This window comes from Pseudomonas putida, from assembly GCF_002741075.1.
GTDB lineage: Bacteria > Pseudomonadota > Gammaproteobacteria > Pseudomonadales > Pseudomonadaceae > Aquipseudomonas > Aquipseudomonas putida_T.
This window is the reverse complement of record NZ_CP016634.1, coordinates 3,111,613-3,127,500: the sequence shown is the minus strand read 5'-3', so window position 1 is coordinate 3,127,500 and position 15,888 is coordinate 3,111,613. Positions and strand designations below refer to the sequence as shown.

At 59.4% G+C, this 15,888-nt stretch carries 11 protein-coding genes, 2 tRNA genes and 2 rRNA genes; 13 read left to right on the top strand and 2 right to left on the bottom strand.

What is annotated here, in order from left to right:
- Positions 1 to 19 precede the first annotated feature (19 nt).
- The 7 genes from IEC33019_RS14735 (at position 20) to IEC33019_RS14705 (ending at position 7,307) form a co-directional block, all read left to right on the top strand.
- Positions 20 to 96, top strand: a tRNA-Ile gene (locus IEC33019_RS14735).
- Positions 97 to 118: 22 nt separating this feature from the next.
- Positions 119 to 194: transfer RNA gene (locus tag IEC33019_RS14730), tRNA-Ala, on the top strand.
- 234 nt (positions 195 to 428) lie between these two features.
- A 23S ribosomal RNA gene (locus tag IEC33019_RS14725) occupies positions 429 to 3,319 on the top strand.
- Between the two features lie 128 nt (positions 3,320 to 3,447).
- Positions 3,448 to 3,563, top strand: a 5S ribosomal RNA gene (gene rrf / locus IEC33019_RS14720).
- A gap of 178 nt (positions 3,564 to 3,741) precedes the next feature.
- Positions 3,742 to 4,401, top strand: coding sequence for a paraquat-inducible protein A (locus tag IEC33019_RS14715; protein ID WP_070093378.1), 660 nt, complete (start codon positions 3,742 to 3,744; stop codon positions 4,399 to 4,401).
- The gene (locus IEC33019_RS14710; protein WP_070093381.1) at positions 4,388 to 5,011 is read left to right on the top strand and encodes a paraquat-inducible protein A; all 624 of its coding nucleotides are present in this window, start codon (positions 4,388 to 4,390) and stop codon (positions 5,009 to 5,011) included. The genes IEC33019_RS14715 and IEC33019_RS14710 overlap by 14 nt, the downstream gene beginning before the upstream one ends.
- Positions 5,004 to 7,307 carry a PqiB family protein gene (locus tag IEC33019_RS14705; protein ID WP_070093377.1) on the top strand — a complete coding sequence of 768 codons (2,304 nt, stop codon included), beginning with the start codon at positions 5,004 to 5,006 and terminating at the stop codon, positions 7,305 to 7,307. The genes IEC33019_RS14710 and IEC33019_RS14705 overlap by 8 nt, the downstream gene beginning before the upstream one ends.
- 151 nt (positions 7,308 to 7,458) lie before the next feature.
- Here IEC33019_RS14705 and rpsT read toward each other — a convergent pair whose 3' ends face one another.
- Entirely contained in the window at positions 7,459 to 7,737 is a 279-nt protein-coding gene (gene rpsT / locus IEC33019_RS14700; protein WP_010220592.1) for a 30S ribosomal protein S20, read from the bottom strand.
- A gap of 250 nt (positions 7,738 to 7,987) precedes the next feature.
- On the opposite strand from rpsT, the gene murJ reads away from it, so the two are divergent.
- The 6 genes from murJ to ispH all read left to right on the top strand — a co-directional run bounded on the left by murJ (position 7,988) and on the right by ispH (position 15,323).
- Complete coding sequence (murJ, locus tag IEC33019_RS14695; protein WP_070093376.1) at positions 7,988 to 9,526, top strand: murein biosynthesis integral membrane protein MurJ; 1,539 nt, start codon at positions 7,988 to 7,990, stop codon at positions 9,524 to 9,526.
- Positions 9,527 to 9,644: 118 nt separating this feature from the next.
- Complete coding sequence (gene ribF / locus IEC33019_RS14690; RefSeq protein WP_070093375.1) at positions 9,645 to 10,595, top strand: bifunctional riboflavin kinase/FAD synthetase; 951 nt, start codon at positions 9,645 to 9,647, stop codon at positions 10,593 to 10,595.
- A complete protein-coding gene (gene ileS / locus IEC33019_RS14685; protein WP_070093374.1) occupies positions 10,592 to 13,423 on the top strand; it encodes an isoleucine--tRNA ligase in 2,832 nt (943 codons plus the stop codon). The genes ribF and ileS overlap by 4 nt, the downstream gene beginning before the upstream one ends.
- Positions 13,416 to 13,931 carry a signal peptidase II gene (gene lspA / locus IEC33019_RS14680; protein ID WP_070093373.1) on the top strand — a complete coding sequence of 172 codons (516 nt, stop codon included), beginning with the start codon at positions 13,416 to 13,418 and terminating at the stop codon, positions 13,929 to 13,931. Before ileS ends, lspA begins: the two co-directional genes overlap by 8 nt.
- Positions 13,924 to 14,361, top strand: a complete 438-nt coding sequence (gene fkpB / locus IEC33019_RS14675) for an FKBP-type peptidyl-prolyl cis-trans isomerase (protein WP_070093372.1) — start codon at positions 13,924 to 13,926, stop codon at positions 14,359 to 14,361. Before lspA ends, fkpB begins: the two co-directional genes overlap by 8 nt.
- A 14-nt stretch (positions 14,362 to 14,375) precedes the next feature.
- Positions 14,376 to 15,323 carry a 4-hydroxy-3-methylbut-2-enyl diphosphate reductase gene (ispH, locus tag IEC33019_RS14670; RefSeq protein ID WP_070093371.1) on the top strand — a complete coding sequence of 316 codons (948 nt, stop codon included), beginning with the start codon at positions 14,376 to 14,378 and terminating at the stop codon, positions 15,321 to 15,323.
- On the opposite strand, the gene IEC33019_RS14665 is transcribed toward ispH, so the two are convergent.
- Positions 15,324 to 15,815 (bottom strand): GspH/FimT family pseudopilin, encoded by a 492-nt coding sequence (locus tag IEC33019_RS14665; protein ID WP_070093370.1) that lies wholly within the window; start codon positions 15,813 to 15,815, stop codon positions 15,324 to 15,326.
- Between the last annotated feature and the right edge of the window lie 73 nt (positions 15,816 to 15,888).

Genomic DNA, 15,888 nt, shown 5'->3' with positions numbered 1-15,888 from the left:
TGTAACGCGACCCTGTTATAGGTCTGTAGCTCAGTTGGTTAGAGCGCACCCCTGATAAGGGTGAGGTCGGCAGTTCAAATCTGCCCAGACCTACCATTAGCTTGGTGCAGATGACTACGGGGCCATAGCTCAGCTGGGAGAGCGCCTGCCTTGCACGCAGGAGGTCAGCGGTTCGATCCCGCTTGGCTCCACCACTTGCCGTTACCTGCAGAACTTAGAAATGAACATTCCGGTGTGAATGTTGATTTCTGACTTTTGTCAGATCGTTCTTTAAAAATTCGGATATGTGATAGATAGACTGATGACCACTTTCACTGGTGGGCCATCAGGCTAAGGTAAAATTTGTGAGTTCTGCTCGTAACTGAGCAACATGCGAATTTTCGGCGAATGTCGTCTTCACAGTATAACCAGATTGCTTGGGGTTATATGGTCAAGTGAAGAAGCGCATACGGTGGATGCCTTGGCAGTCAGAGGCGATGAAAGACGTGGTAGCCTGCGATAAGCTTTGGGGAGTCGGCAAACAGACTGTGATCCAGAGATCTCTGAATGGGGGAACCCACCTAGGATAACCTAGGTATCTTGCACTGAATACATAGGTGCAAGAGGCGAACCAGGGGAACTGAAACATCTAAGTACCCTGAGGAAAAGAAATCAACCGAGATTCCCTTAGTAGTGGCGAGCGAACGGGGACCAGCCCTTAAGTTGGTTTGAGATTAGTGGAACGCTCTGGAAAGTGCGGCCATAGTGGGTGATAGCCCCGTACACGAAAATCTCTTGTCAATGAAATCGAGTAGGACGGAGCACGAGAAACTTTGTCTGAACATGGGGGGACCATCCTCCAAGGCTAAATACTACTGACTGACCGATAGTGAACCAGTACCGTGAGGGAAAGGCGAAAAGAACCCCGGAGAGGGGAGTGAAATAGAACCTGAAACCGTATGCGTACAAGCAGTGGGAGCCTACTTTGTTAGGTGACTGCGTACCTTTTGTATAATGGGTCAGCGACTTATATTCAGTGGCGAGCTTAACCGAATAGGGGAGGCGTAGCGAAAGCGAGTCTTAATAGGGCGTTTAGTCGCTGGGTATAGACCCGAAACCGGGCGATCTATCCATGGGCAGGTTGAAGGTTAGGTAACACTGACTGGAGGACCGAACCGACTACCGTTGAAAAGTTAGCGGATGACCTGTGGATCGGAGTGAAAGGCTAATCAAGCTCGGAGATAGCTGGTTCTCCTCGAAAGCTATTTAGGTAGCGCCTCATGTATCACTCCAGGGGGTAGAGCACTGTTTCGGCTAGGGGGTCATCCCGACTTACCAAACCGATGCAAACTCCGAATACCTGGAAGTGCCGAGCATGGGAGACACACGGCGGGTGCTAACGTCCGTCGTGAAAAGGGAAACAACCCAGACCGTCAGCTAAGGTCCCAAAGTCATGGTTAAGTGGGAAACGATGTGGGAAGGCTTAGACAGCTAGGAGGTTGGCTTAGAAGCAGCCATCCTTTAAAGAAAGCGTAATAGCTCACTAGTCGAGTCGGCCTGCGCGGAAGATGTAACGGGGCTCAAACCATGCACCGAAGCTACGGGTATCACTTAGGTGATGCGGTAGAGGAGCGTTCTGTAAGCCTGTGAAGGTGAGTTGAGAAGCTTGCTGGAGGTATCAGAAGTGCGAATGCTGACATGAGTAACGACAATGCGAGTGAAAAACTCGCACGCCGAAAGACCAAGGTTTCCTGCGCAACGTTAATCGACGCAGGGTTAGTCGGTCCCTAAGGCGAGGCTGAAAAGCGTAGTCGATGGAAAACAGGTTAATATTCCTGTACTTCCAGTTATTGCGATGGAGGGACGGAGAAGGCTAGGCCAGCTTGGCGTTGGTTGTCCAAGTTTAAGGTGGTAGGCTGAAATCTTAGGCAAATCCGGGATTTCAAGGCCGAGAGCTGATGACGAGTTGCCTTAAGGCGACGAAGTGGTTGATGCCATGCTTCCAAGAAAAGCTCCTAAGCTTCAGATAACTGGGAACCGTACCCCAAACCGACACAGGTGGTCGGGTAGAGAATACCAAGGCGCTTGAGAGAACTCGGGTGAAGGAACTAGGCAAAATGGCACCGTAACTTCGGGAGAAGGTGCGCCGGCGAGGGTGAAGGACTTGCTCCGTAAGCCCATGCCGGTCGAAGATACCAGGCCGCTGCGACTGTTTATTAAAAACACAGCACTCTGCAAACACGAAAGTGGACGTATAGGGTGTGACGCCTGCCCGGTGCCGGAAGGTTAATTGATGGGGTTAGCGCAAGCGAAGCTCTTGATCGAAGCCCCGGTAAACGGCGGCCGTAACTATAACGGTCCTAAGGTAGCGAAATTCCTTGTCGGGTAAGTTCCGACCTGCACGAATGGCGTAACGATGGCGGCGCTGTCTCCACCCGAGACTCAGTGAAATTGAAATCGCTGTGAAGATGCAGTGTATCCGCGGCTAGACGGAAAGACCCCGTGAACCTTTACTATAGCTTTGCACTGGACTTTGAGCTTGCTTGTGTAGGATAGGTGGGAGGCTTTGAAGTGGGGACGCCAGTTCTCATGGAGCCATCCTTGAAATACCACCCTGGCAACCTTGAGGTTCTAACTCAGGTCCGTGATCCGGATCGAGGACAGTGTATGGTGGGTAGTTTGACTGGGGCGGTCTCCTCCCAAAGAGTAACGGAGGAGTACGAAGGTGCGCTCAGACCGGTCGGAAATCGGTCGTAGAGTATAAAGGCAAAAGCGCGCTTGACTGCGAGACCCACACGTCGAGCAGGTACGAAAGTAGGTCTTAGTGATCCGGTGGTTCTGTATGGAAGGGCCATCGCTCAACGGATAAAAGGTACTCCGGGGATAACAGGCTGATACCGCCCAAGAGTTCATATCGACGGCGGTGTTTGGCACCTCGATGTCGGCTCATCACATCCTGGGGCTGAAGCCGGTCCCAAGGGTATGGCTGTTCGCCATTTAAAGTGGTACGCGAGCTGGGTTTAGAACGTCGTGAGACAGTTCGGTCCCTATCTGCCGTGGACGTTTGAGATTTGAGAGGGGCTGCTCCTAGTACGAGAGGACCGGAGTGGACGAACCTCTGGTGTTCCGGTTGTCACGCCAGTGGCATTGCCGGGTAGCTATGTTCGGAAGAGATAACCGCTGAAAGCATCTAAGCGGGAAACTTGCCTCAAGATGAGATCTCACTGGGATCTTGAATCCCCTAAAGGGCCGTCGAAGACTACGACGTTGATAGGTCGGGTGTGTAAGCGCTGTGAGGCGTTGAGCTAACCGATACTAATTGCCCGTGAGGCTTGACCATATAACACCCAAGCAATTTGCTTCTGCAGATTGCGGTGGTGAAGACGAAAGAACCGAAAGTTCGCAACCACAAAGATCACATATCCGAATTGGCTGGAGTGTTCACGAGACATTTCGGCAACCGAATTTCTTGACGACCATAGAGCATTGGAACCACCTGATCCCATCCCGAACTCAGCAGTGAAACGATGCATCGCCGATGGTAGTGTGGGGCTTCCCCATGTGAGAGTAGGTCATCGTCAAGATTCATTTCGCAAAACCCCTATCTGCGTGAGCAGGTAGGGGTTTTGTCTTTTCTGTCTCCGACCGCTACGCTCCTCTAGCTGGCGGTCAGGCATCCCGGGCCATCCCTATGGCCATCATCTCCCACAATTTGAGTCAGAGCACTAGAATAGCGTCCATTCATCTATTCAGACTTTCGATATGCCTAATCCTGTCGACTCCGAAGCGCTGGCCCATTTGCCGCTGGATAAGCTTGTGGCTTGTCACGAATGCGACCTGCTGATGCGCAAGCCGGCGTTGCAGAATGACGAAAAGGCCCATTGCCCACGCTGCGGCTATGAGCTTTATGCCCATCGCCACAACGTGGTCAATCGCAGCCTGGCATTGGTATTGACGGCCTTGCTGCTCTACGTGCCCGCCAACTTTCTACCCATCATGCAGTTGCACCTGCTCGGCCAGACTTCGGACGACACCGTCTGGAGTGGCGTGCTGGGGCTATTCAACTCGAACATGCGCGGCGTTGCCGTCGTCGTATTCCTGTGCAGCATGGCGATCCCCTTGCTCAAGCTGTTCTGCCAGTTACTGGTTCTGCTGAGCGTTCGCCTGAATATCGGGCAAAGCTATGGATTGCTCTTCTATCGTATTTATCACCACCTGCGTGATTGGGGCATGCTGGAGGTCTACTTCATGGGCGTCCTGGTTGCCATCGTCAAGCTGGTCGACCTCGCGGAACTGACCATAGGCCTGGGCCTGTTCTGTTTCATCAGTCTGTTATTGGTCCAGGTATGGCTGGAGGTAGTGATGTCGCCACATCAGATCTGGAGTGCGCTGTCGGGGGAGGATGAGCATGCGGGCGATTGATGCAGGCATCCTGGTCTGCAATGAGTGTCATGAATTGAATCGGCAGGTGGTCGACAGCGATACGCAGTCCTGTACTCGTTGTGGGGCCATCGTGCATGCGCGGCGGCCCAACAGCATCGTGCGCACTTGGGCGCTGCTGATCACCGCTTCCATTCTCTATGTGCCCGCCAACGTGCTGCCGATCATGACGGTAAGCGCGCTGGGTCAGGGCAGTCCGGACACTATCATGTCTGGCGTTATCACCCTGCTCAAACACGGCATGTTTCCGATCGCCGCCGTGGTGTTCATTGCCAGTATCCTGGTGCCCACCTTCAAGCTGGTGGGTATCGGGCTGTTGCTGTACTCGGTGCAACGCCACCAACCGCTGTCGGCGCGTCAGCGGATCCTGATGTACCGCTTCATCGAATTCATTGGCCGCTGGTCCATGCTGGATATTTTCGTCATCGCCATCCTTGTGGCGGTGGTGAATTTCGGCCGTATTGCCAGCGTCGAAGCCAACCTGGGCGCCGTCGCCTTTGCCTCAGTGGTGATTTTGACGATGCTCGCAGCCTTAACTTTCGATCCCCGACTGATTTGGGATAACACGGAGTCGGATAACGACCATGAGTGACATGCCTACGGCTAAAACCCGCCCAGCTTCGAACTGGTCGGCGATATGGATTTTGCCGCTGATTGCCCTACTGATTGGCGGCTGGCTGGCTTGGCAGGCCTATCGTGATTCAGGAGTGGATATCCAGGTTCGTTTCCTGTCCGGTGAAGGCATCGTCGCCAACAAGACCGAAGTCATCTACAAAGGCATGTCCGTCGGCAAGGTGAAGACGTTGGTGCTCGATGCCAAAGGAAGCAATACGGGCGTTATCGCCACCATCGAGATGAGGAAGGAGGCCGAGCCTCACCTGACCACGGGGACACGTTTCTGGTTAGTCAAGCCAAGCGTCAGCCTGGCAGGGATCACAGGCCTGGAAACCCTGGTTTCAGGCAACTACATTGCCGTCAGTCCGGGGGGAGGGGAAAAGACCAAGCGCTTTACCGCCCTCTCCGAGGCGCCCCCATTGTCCGACAGTGAACCTGGCCTGCACCTGACCCTCAAGGCGGATCGCCTGGGCTCGCTCAATCGCGACAGCCCCATTTTCTACAAGCAGATCCAAGTCGGCCGAGTGAAGAGCTATCGCCTTTCGGAAGACCAGGACACTGTCGAGATCAAGGTATTCATCGAGCCTGCCTACGCTAACCTGGTGCGTAAGCACACGCGCTTCTGGAACGCCAGTGGCATCAGCATCGATGCGGATCTGTCGGGCGTGAAAGTGCGCAGCGAATCCCTTGCCAGTATCGTCGCTGGGGGGATTGCCTTCGCCACCCCTGAGTACCGGAAGGACAGCCCACCCACCGATCCCAGTCTGCCTTTCCGCCTGTACGAGGACTTCGATGCTGCCCAGGCGGGTATCCGCATCAAGGTCAAGCTGACCGACTACGAAGGCCTGCAGGCTGGGCGCACCCCAGTCATGTACAAAGGCATTCAGGTGGGATCGCTGAAGACAATGAAAATCGCGGACGACCTGACCAGCGCCACCGCCGAATTGACCCTTGACCCGCTGGCCGAAGACTACTTGGTCGAAGGGACGCAGTTCTGGGTGGTCAAGCCTTCCATTTCGCTGGCTGGTATCACCGGCCTGGAAGCATTGGTCAAAGGCAACTATATCGCCATACGCCCAGGCGAGAAGGGCGCCAAGCCGCAGCGTGAATTCGAGGCGCGGCCGAAGGCGCCACCCTTGGACCTGAAAGCACCAGGCCTGCATATGGTGCTGTTTGCCGATAACCTGGGCTCGCTGGAGGTTGGCAGCCCGGTGATGTATCGCCAGGTCAAGGTCGGTAGCGTGCAGAGTTACCAGTTTGCTCGCAACAGCAAGCGTATCCTGATTGGTGTGCATATCGAGAAGGAGTACGCCCACCTCGTCAACGGTTCTTCGCGCTTCTGGAATGCCAGTGGCATCACCTTGTCCGGCGACCTTTCAGGGATCAAGGTCAAGAGCGAGTCGCTGCAGACGCTCATGGCTGGCGGTGTGGCGTTCGATACGCCGAAGGCCGATGTGCCGTTGAAGCGACGCATTCCACGGTTCCGCCTGCACGACAACCAGGAGGCTGCAGATCGCGCCGGTACCCTGATCACCATTCGTGTGGATCGCGCCGATGGCCTCAAACCGGGTACGCCGATCCGTTTCCGTGGTCTGGAGGTGGGCAGCGTGGAGAGCGTCGACCTGACGTCCGACCTGCAGGCTGTGCTGCTGCGCGCACGCATTACCGGTGCCCAAGATCGCATTGCCCGAGCCGGTACCCGTTTCTGGGTGGTCAAACCGGCCTTTGGCCTGGTGCGTACCGAAAACCTCGACACCTTGGTGGGCGGGCTCTATCTGGAAGTGCTACCGGCCTTGAAATCCAAAGGGCCACAGCGCGACTTCATCGCCCTGCCCGAGGCCCCCGAGATGACAGAGCCTGAGGTCGGCTTGCCGCTGACCCTCAGTGCACCACGCCGGGGATCCATCAAGCCGGGCGTGCCGGTGACCTATCGTGAGGTGGCGGTGGGCAAGGTGACGGGCTTCGAGCTGGGGCAGACAGCTGATCGCGTACTCATCCACATTCTCATCGAGCCTCGTTACGCAGCCTTGGTGCGCGGTGGTAGCCGGTTCTGGAACAGCAGCGGCTTTGGCTTCGACTGGGGCCTGTTCAAGGGTGCCACGGTTCGGACGGAGTCCCTCGAGACCCTCATCGACGGCGGCATTGCCTTCGCAACGCCCGATGGCGACAAGATGGGCAGCCCGGCCCGGCCGCAACAGACCTTCGCCTTGTTCGACAAGCCTGAGGATGAATGGCTGCTGTGGGCGCCGAAGATTCAGATCGGCAACAAGTAATAGGGCATGCCAAAAGGGCCGCTGTGCGGCCCTATCGCAACGCAGGAGGTTGCTGCGTGGTGATGGGGTCCCATTGCGGCCCTTTCTATGTGCTCAAATTGCAGGCAATAAAAAACCGACCCTAGGGTCGGTTTTTCGACAAGCGCATCGCTTAGGCAGCTGCAGCTTCTTTCAGCGCCTTGATGTGGCCATTCAGACGGCCTTTGTGGCGAGCAGCCTTGTTCTTGTGGATGATGCCTTTGTCGGCCATACGGTCGATAACAGGCACAGCCAGGGTGTAGGCGGCTTGCGCTTTTTCGGCGTCTTTTGCGTCGATGGCCTTGACTACATTCTTGATGTAGGTGCGGACCATGGAACGCAGGCTGGCGTTGTGGCTGCGACGCTTCTCAGCCTGTTTTGCACGTTTCTTGGCGGAAGGTGAGTTGGCCACCGTCGAGCTCCTCGAAAGACTTTAGGTAAATAGCAAACAAAATAGGCCGCGAATCATGCCGATCAGTCGAACGGTTGTCAAGGCCACCTTGAGGGTTCCGCCGAGCGGTTCGCGAGCGTGAAGGAATGATTCCTTTCTGCGCAGCGACCTGTAAACTCGGGAGTTTTGGCTTCCCCTTCAACGGCGCGGAAGTATCGCACACTCGGGCGCTTTCTGGCAGCGCCCTCCGTCCCTGGCGTGAAATTTTTCCATGAACCTGCTCAAATCCCTGGCCGCCGTCAGTTCCATCACCATGATCTCCCGGGTGCTCGGGTTCATACGCGACACTATCCTGGCGCGGATTTTCGGGGCCGGTATCGCCACCGATGCTTTCTTCATTGCCTTCAAGTTGCCCAATCTGCTGCGTCGGATCTTCGCCGAAGGCGCGTTCTCGCAGGCGTTCGTGCCGATCCTGGCCGAGTACAAGACTCAGCAGGGCGAGGAAGCCACCCGCACCTTCGTCGCCTATATCAGTGGCCTGTTGACCCTGGCACTGGCTGTGGTCACCGCCCTGGGGATCCTCGCCGCGCCCTGGGTGGTCTGGGTGACCGCGCCGGGTTTTGTCGACAGTGTCGAGAAGTACGAACTGACCACCGCTCTGCTGCGGGTGACATTCCCTTATATATTGTTGATCTCGCTGTCCTCGCTGGCCGGGGCGATTCTCAATACCTGGAACCGCTTCTCGGTGCCGGCCTTCACGCCGACACTGCTGAACGTCGCGATGATCGCATTCGCCGTGCTGCTCACCCCTTACTTCGACCCACCCATCATGGCCCTGGCCTGGGGCGTGCTGGCCGGCGGCCTGGCGCAGTTGCTGTATCAACTGCCGGCTCTGAAGAAGATCGGCATGCTCGTGCTGCCGCGGCTGAACCTGCGCGACACTGGCGTCTGGCGTGTGCTCAAGCAGATGCTGCCGGCGATCCTCGGGGTCTCCGTCAGCCAGATCTCGTTGATCATCAACACCATCTTTGCCTCCTTCCTGGTGGCGGGTTCGGTGTCCTGGATGTACTACGCCGACCGTCTCATGGAGTTGCCTTCTGGTGTGCTGGGCGTAGCCCTGGGCACTATCTTGCTGCCGACCCTGGCCAAGACCTACGCCAACCGTGATCGCCATGAGTATTCGCGGATCCTCGATTGGGGGCTGCGCCTGTGCTTCCTGCTGGTGCTGCCTTGCACCCTGGCGCTGGGCATTCTCGCCGAGCCGCTGACAGTGGCGCTGTTCCAGTATGGCAAGTTCACAGCGTTCGATGCTGCCATGACCCAGCGCGCCCTGATCGCCTATTCAGTCGGCCTGCTGGCACTCATTCTGGTGAAGGTGCTGGCCCCGGGCTTCTATGCACAGCAGAATATCCGTACGCCTGTGAAGATCGCGATCTTCACCCTGGTCTGCACCCAGCTGCTCAACCTGGCCTTGATCGGCCCGTTGCAGCATGCGGGCCTTGCGTTGGCCATCAGCCTGGGGGCTTGCCTGAATGCTGGCCTGCTGTACTGGAAGCTGCGCAGCCAGCAGCTGTTCCAACCGCAGCCGGGCTGGGCGATGTTCCTGTGTAAATTGGTGCTGGCGGTGGGGCTGATGTCCGGTGTGTTGCTGGCGGGCATGCACTACATGCCTGCCTGGGAGCAGGGCGGCATGCCTGAACGATTCCTGCGTCTTGGGGCGTTGATCCTCGCGGGTGTGGTGACCTACTTCGGTTGCCTGTACTTGTGCGGGTTCCGCCCTCGGCATTTTGCCCGCAAGGCCTTGCACTGAGGCCGACGGCGGGTCAGGCGTCGGTTTTTCGCATTCCACGCCACCCCTTGGCGCTGCTGCCTGTCACCGGCGCCCGGGTGTGGTTATAATCGGCCACTTTATGAGCAAGAAGCGCGTTATGCAGCTGGTTCGAGGTCTTCACAACCTGCGCCCCGAGCACCGGGGCTGTGTCGCCACCATTGGCAACTTCGACGGGGTTCACCGTGGCCACCAGGCAATCCTGGCGCGCCTGCGCGAGCGCGGTCAGGCGCTTGGCCTGCCGACCTGCGTGGTGATCTTCGAGCCCCAGCCTCGCGAATACTTCGCCCCAGATACCGCACCCGCTCGCCTGGCTCGCCTGCGCGACAAGGTCGAACTGCTGGCCGCCGAGGGTATCGACCGGGTCCTGTGCCTGGCCTTCAATCACCGACTGAGCCAGCTCAGCGCCCACGCGTTCGTCAAGGCCATCCTGGTCGATGGCCTGGGTGTGCGCCACCTCGAGGTCGGCGATGATTTCCGCTTCGGCTGCGATCGCGCCGGTGACTTCGCCTTCCTGGTCGAGGCCGGGCAGCAGCATGGCTTCAGTGTGGAGGCGGCCAACACCGTCATCCAGGATGGCCTGCGCGTCAGCAGTACCGAAGTGCGTAAGGCGCTGGCCCAAGCCGATTTCGAGCTGGCCGCGCACCTGCTGGGCCGCCCCTACCGTATCACCGGCCGGGTGTTGCACGGCCAGAAGCTGGCGCGCCAGCTCGGCACACCTACCGCCAATATCCAGCTCAAGCGCCGCCGCGTGCCGCTGAGCGGCGTCTACCTGACCAGTGCCGAAATCGACGGCAAGGTCTGGCCAGGTGTCGCCAACATCGGGGTTCGACCTACCGTTGCCGGTGATGGCCGTCCCCACCTGGAGATTCATCTTTTGGATTTCGCCGGCGATCTGTATGGCCGGCGCCTGACGGTGGAGTTCCACCAGAAGCTGCGCGAGGAGCAGCGTTTCGCCTCCCTGGAGGCGCTGAAGTCGGCGATCGACGCGGACATCGCCGCCGCACGTGCCCACTGGCACGCTCAACCGCTAACGAAGAGCCTGAAATGACCGACTACAAAGCCACGCTTAACCTTCCGGACACCGCCTTCCCGATGAAGGCCGGCCTGCCTCAGCGCGAACCGCAGATCCTGCAGCGCTGGGACAGCATTGGCCTGTACCAGAAGCTGCGCGAAATTGGCAAGGATCGTCCGAAGTTCGTCCTGCACGACGGCCCGCCCTATGCCAACGGCAAGATTCATATCGGTCATGCGCTGAACAAGATCCTCAAGGACATGATCGTCCGCTCCAAGACCCTGTCGGGCTTCGATGCGCCCTACGTACCGGGCTGGGACTGCCACGGCCTGCCGATCGAGCACAAGGTCGAGGTCACCCACGGCAAGCACCTGACCGCCGACCGCACCCGCGAGCTGTGCCGCGAGTACGCCGCCGAGCAGATCGAAGGCCAGAGGACCGAGTTCATCCGCCTGGGCGTGCTGGGTGACTGGGACAACCCCTACAAGACCATGAACTTCGCCAACGAGGCCGGTGAAATCCGCGCCCTGGCCGAAATGGTCAAGCAAGGTTTCGTGTTCAAAGGCCTCAAGCCGGTGAACTGGTGCTTCGATTGCGGTTCGGCACTGGCCGAAGCCGAAGTCGAGTACGCCGACAAGAAATCCCAGACCATCGATGTGGCCTTCCCGGTCGCCGATGCCGACAAGCTGGCAGCCGCCTTCGGCTTGGCAAGCCTCGCCAAGCCCGCTGCCATCGTCATCTGGACCACTACCCCGTGGACCATCCCGGCCAACCAAGCGCTGAACATCCACCCGGAGTTCAACTACGCCCTGGTCGATACCGGCGAGCGCCTGCTCGTGCTGGCCGAGGAGCTGGTCGAGTCGTGCCTCAAGCGCTATAGCCTGGAAGGTTCGGTGATCGCCACCGCGCCGGGTTCGGCACTGGAGCTGATCAACTTCCGTCACCCCTTCTACGACCGCCTGTCGCCGATCTACCTGGCCGACTACGTCGAGCTGGGCGCCGGTACCGGCGTGGTTCACTCCTCGCCCGCCTACGGTGAAGACGACTTCGTCACCTGCAAGCGCTACGGCATGGTCAATGAAGACATCCTCACCCCGGTGCAAAGCAACGGCGTGTACGTCGAGTCGCTGCCGTTCTTCGGCGGCCAGTTCATCTGGAAGGCCAACCCGGCCATCGTCGACAAGCTGAGCGAAGTCGGCGCGCTGATGCACACCGAGACCATCAGCCACAGCTACATGCACTGCTGGCGTCACAAGACCCCCCTGATCTACCGCGCCACTGCTCAGTGGTTCGTCGGCATGGACAAGCAGCCCACCACCGGTGAGCCGCTGCGTGAACGTGCCCTCAAGGCCATCGAAGAGACCAAGTTCGTTCCATCCTGGGGCCAGGCCCGTCTGCACTCGATGATCGCCAATCGCCCGGACTGGTGCATCTCGCGTCAGCGCAACTGGGGTGTGCCGATTCCGTTCTTCCTCGACAAGCAAACCGGCGAGTTGCACCCGCGCACCGTCGAGCTGATGGAAGAAGTGGCCAAGCGCGTCGAGAAGGAAGGCATCGAGGCGTGGTTCAAGCTGGACGCTGCCGAGCTGCTCGGTGATGAAGCCGGCCAGTACGACAAGATCTCCGACACCCTGGACGTCTGGTTCGACTCCGGCACCACCCACTGGCACGTGCTGCGTGGCTCCCACGACATCGGTCACTCCACCGGCCCGCGCGCCGACCTGTACCTGGAAGGCTCGGACCAGCATCGTGGCTGGTTCCACTCGTCTTTGCTGACCGGTTGCGCCATCGACAACCATGCGCCGTACCGCGAACTGCTGACCCACGGCTTCACCGTCGACGAAAGCGGCCGCAAGATGTCCAAGTCGCTGGGCAACACCATCGAGCCGCAGAAGGTCAACGACACCCTGGGTGCCGACATCCTGCGTCTGTGGGTCTCGGCCACCGATTATTCAGGCGAGATGGCGGTCTCCGAGCAGATCCTGCAGCGCAGCGCCGACGCCTACCGTCGTATCCGCAACACCGCGCGCTTCCTGCTCTCCAACCTGTCCGGATTCGACCCGGCCCGCGACCTTCTGCCGGCCGAAGACATGCTGGCGTTGGACCGCTGGGCCGTCGACCGCACCCTGCTGCTGCAGCGTGAGCTCGAAGAGCACTACAGCGAGTACCGTTTCTGGAACGTCTACTCCAAGGTGCACAACTTCTGTGTCCAGGAGCTGGGTGGCTTCTACCTCGACATCATCAAGGACCGCCAGTACACCACCGGCGCCAACAGTGTCGCCCGCCGCTCCTGCCAGACCGCGCTGTACCACATCAGCGAGGCCCTGGTGCGCTGGATTGCCCCGATCCTGGCGTTCACCGCCGACGAGATCTGGCAGTACCTGCCGGGCGAGCGCAACGAGTCGGTCATGCTCAACACCTGGTACCAAGGGCTGTCCGAGCTGCCGGAAGGCTTCGAGCTGGATCGCGCCTACTGGGACCGCGTCATGGCGGTCAAGGCAGCGGTCAACAAAGAGCTTGAGAACCAGCGCGCGGCCAAGGCCATCGGCGGCAACCTGCAGGCTGAAGTCACCCTGTTCGCCGAGGAAGGCCTGAGCGCCGACCTGGCCAAGCTGGGCGATGAACTGCGCTTTGTGCTGATCACCTCCGCCGCCAGCGTGGTGCCGTTCGTCCAGGCACCGGCCGATGCCGTGACAACCGAAGTCGAAGGCCTCAAGCTGAAAGTCGTCAAATCCGGCCATGCCAAGTGCGGCCGTTGCTGGCACTTCCGCGCCGACGTCGGCAGCCACCCGGAGCATCCGGAGATCTGCGGTCGCTGCGTAGACAACCTCAGCGGCTCCGGCGAGGTGCGCCACTATGCCTAATCCTGCAGCGGGGCGCTTCGGGCGCCTTGCCTGGCTCTGGCTGAGCCTGGTGGTCCTGGTCCTGGACCAGGCCACCAAGGTCTATTTCGAAGGTGCCCTGAAGCTGTACCAGCAGATCGTGGTCATTCCTGACTACTTCAGCTGGACCCTGGCTTACAACACCGGCGCGGCATTCAGCTTCCTGGCTGATAGCTCAGGCTGGCAGCGCTGGCTGTTCGCCTTGATTGCCGTGGTGGTCAGCGCGGTGCTGGTGGTCTGGCTCAAGCGCTTGGGCCGCAACGACACTTGGCTGGCCGTCGCCCTGGCGCTAGTGCTGGGTGGTGCGCTGGGTAACCTGTACGACCGCATCGTGCTGGGCCATGTGGTGGATTTCATCCTGGTGCACTGGCAGAACCGTTGGTATTTCCCGGCCTTCAATCTGGCCGACAGCGCAATCACTGTTGGTGCGGTGATGCTGGCGCTGGATATGTTCAAGAGCAAGAAGTCCGGAGAACCTGTCCATGACTGAGACCCGTATCGGTCAGAACACTGAAGTCACCCTGCACTTTGCGCTGCATCTGGAAAACGGCGACACCGTCGACAGCACGTTCGACAAGGCGCCTGCCACCTTCAAGGTAGGCGACGGCAACCTGCTGCCGGGCTTCGAGACTGCGCTGTTCGGCTTCAAGGCCGGCGACAAGCGTACGCTGACCATCGCCCCTGAGAACGCCTTCGGCCAGCCGAATCCGCAGAACGTGCAGGTCATGCCGCGCTCGCAGTTCGTTGACATGGAATTGTCCGAAGGCCTGCTGGTTATCTTCAACGATGCCGCCAACGCCGAGCTGCCGGGCGTGGTCAAGGCGTTCGATGACGACCAGGTGACCATCGATTTCAATCACCCACTGGCTGGCAAGACCCTGACCTTCGAGGTAGAGATCCTCGAGGTCAAGGCCCTGTAAGCCTGGAGCCGAGCATGCAAATCAAACTCGCCAACCCTCGCGGCTTCTGCGCGGGGGTCGACCGGGCGATCGAGATCGTCAACCGCGCCCTGGAAGTCTTTGGGCCGCCGATCTACGTGCGTCACGAAGTGGTGCACAACAAGTTCGTGGTCGAGGACCTGCGCAATCGCGGGGCCATCTTCGTCGAAGAGCTCGACCAGGTGCCGGACGACGTCATCGTCATCTTCAGCGCCCACGGTGTTTCCCAGGCCGTGCGCCAGGAAGCTGCTGGCCGGGGACTGAAAGTGTTCGACGCCACCTGCCCGCTGGTGACCAAGGTCCATATCGAAGTGGCCAAGTACAGCCGCGATGGCAAGGAGTGCATCCTCATCGGCCATGCCGGGCATCCGGAAGTCGAGGGCACCATGGGTCAGTACGACGCCAGCAATGGCGGCGCGATCTATCTGGTCGAGGATGAAGACGATGTCGCAAGCCTTCAGGTTCGCGACTCCGAGCACCTGGCCTTCGTGACCCAGACGACCCTGTCGATGGATGACACCAGCCGTGTGATCGATGCCCTGCGTGCGCGCTTCCCGAATATCGGGGGCCCACGCAAGGACGATATTTGCTACGCCACGCAAAATCGCCAGGATGCCGTCAAGCAACTGGCCGATGAGTGTGACGTGGTGCTGGTGGTCGGCAGCCCCAACAGTTCCAACTCCAACCGTCTGCGCGAGCTGGCCGAACGCATGGGTACCCCGGCCTACCTCATCGACGGTGCCGAAGACCTGCAACAAGGCTGGTTCGATGGCATGGCCCGCATTGGCATCACCGCTGGAGCCTCTGCTCCCGAGGTATTGGTGCGTGGTGTGATCGAACAGCTGCGTGCCTGGGGCGCCACCGGCGCTGAAGAACTCGATGGCCGTGAAGAGAACATCACCTTCTCCATGCCCAAGGAACTGCGGGTTCGCTCGCTGATCTGATCAGGCGCCTGCGCACCGTGACGACCCCCTCGTTCCGGTGCGCAGGTCGACCCTGCCGCTGGGTGCCAGCACCACCCAATACTGACCCGCTTGCTCCGGGCGTGGGCAAATCTCCAAGGTAGCCCCGAGAAATCCGCGATTCCCTCGCAGCGGAACGCCCAGGCCGCTGAACGTCACTTCGTTGTCCACATTGCTGGCGATCTCGAGCCTGCGCACGAGGCGTTGCTCGTGCAGCAATTGCCCGTTGTGCGCCAAGTGTGTACGCCAGCCCAATCCCCAATCACCCTCCAGCGCTTGTACCTGCACCGCTTGCTGCTGCAGCACGGCGTGGCTGCGTGCGCTACGCAATGCTTGCGCCAAATAGCGGGCTGCGGCGGCTTGGTGTAAGTCGTGGCTGAGATTGGCGTAGGCCGGCAACCCTACCTGTGCCAGAAGGCTGACCAGCGCCAAGGCGCACATCATTTGTATCAGTGTTGCTCCACGTTGCTGCACCGTGCATTCCTCCATGGACGTGCTTCGCTGTAGCTTCGAGGTCGATGGGCAGAGCGTCCAGTCGGCAGGTGTG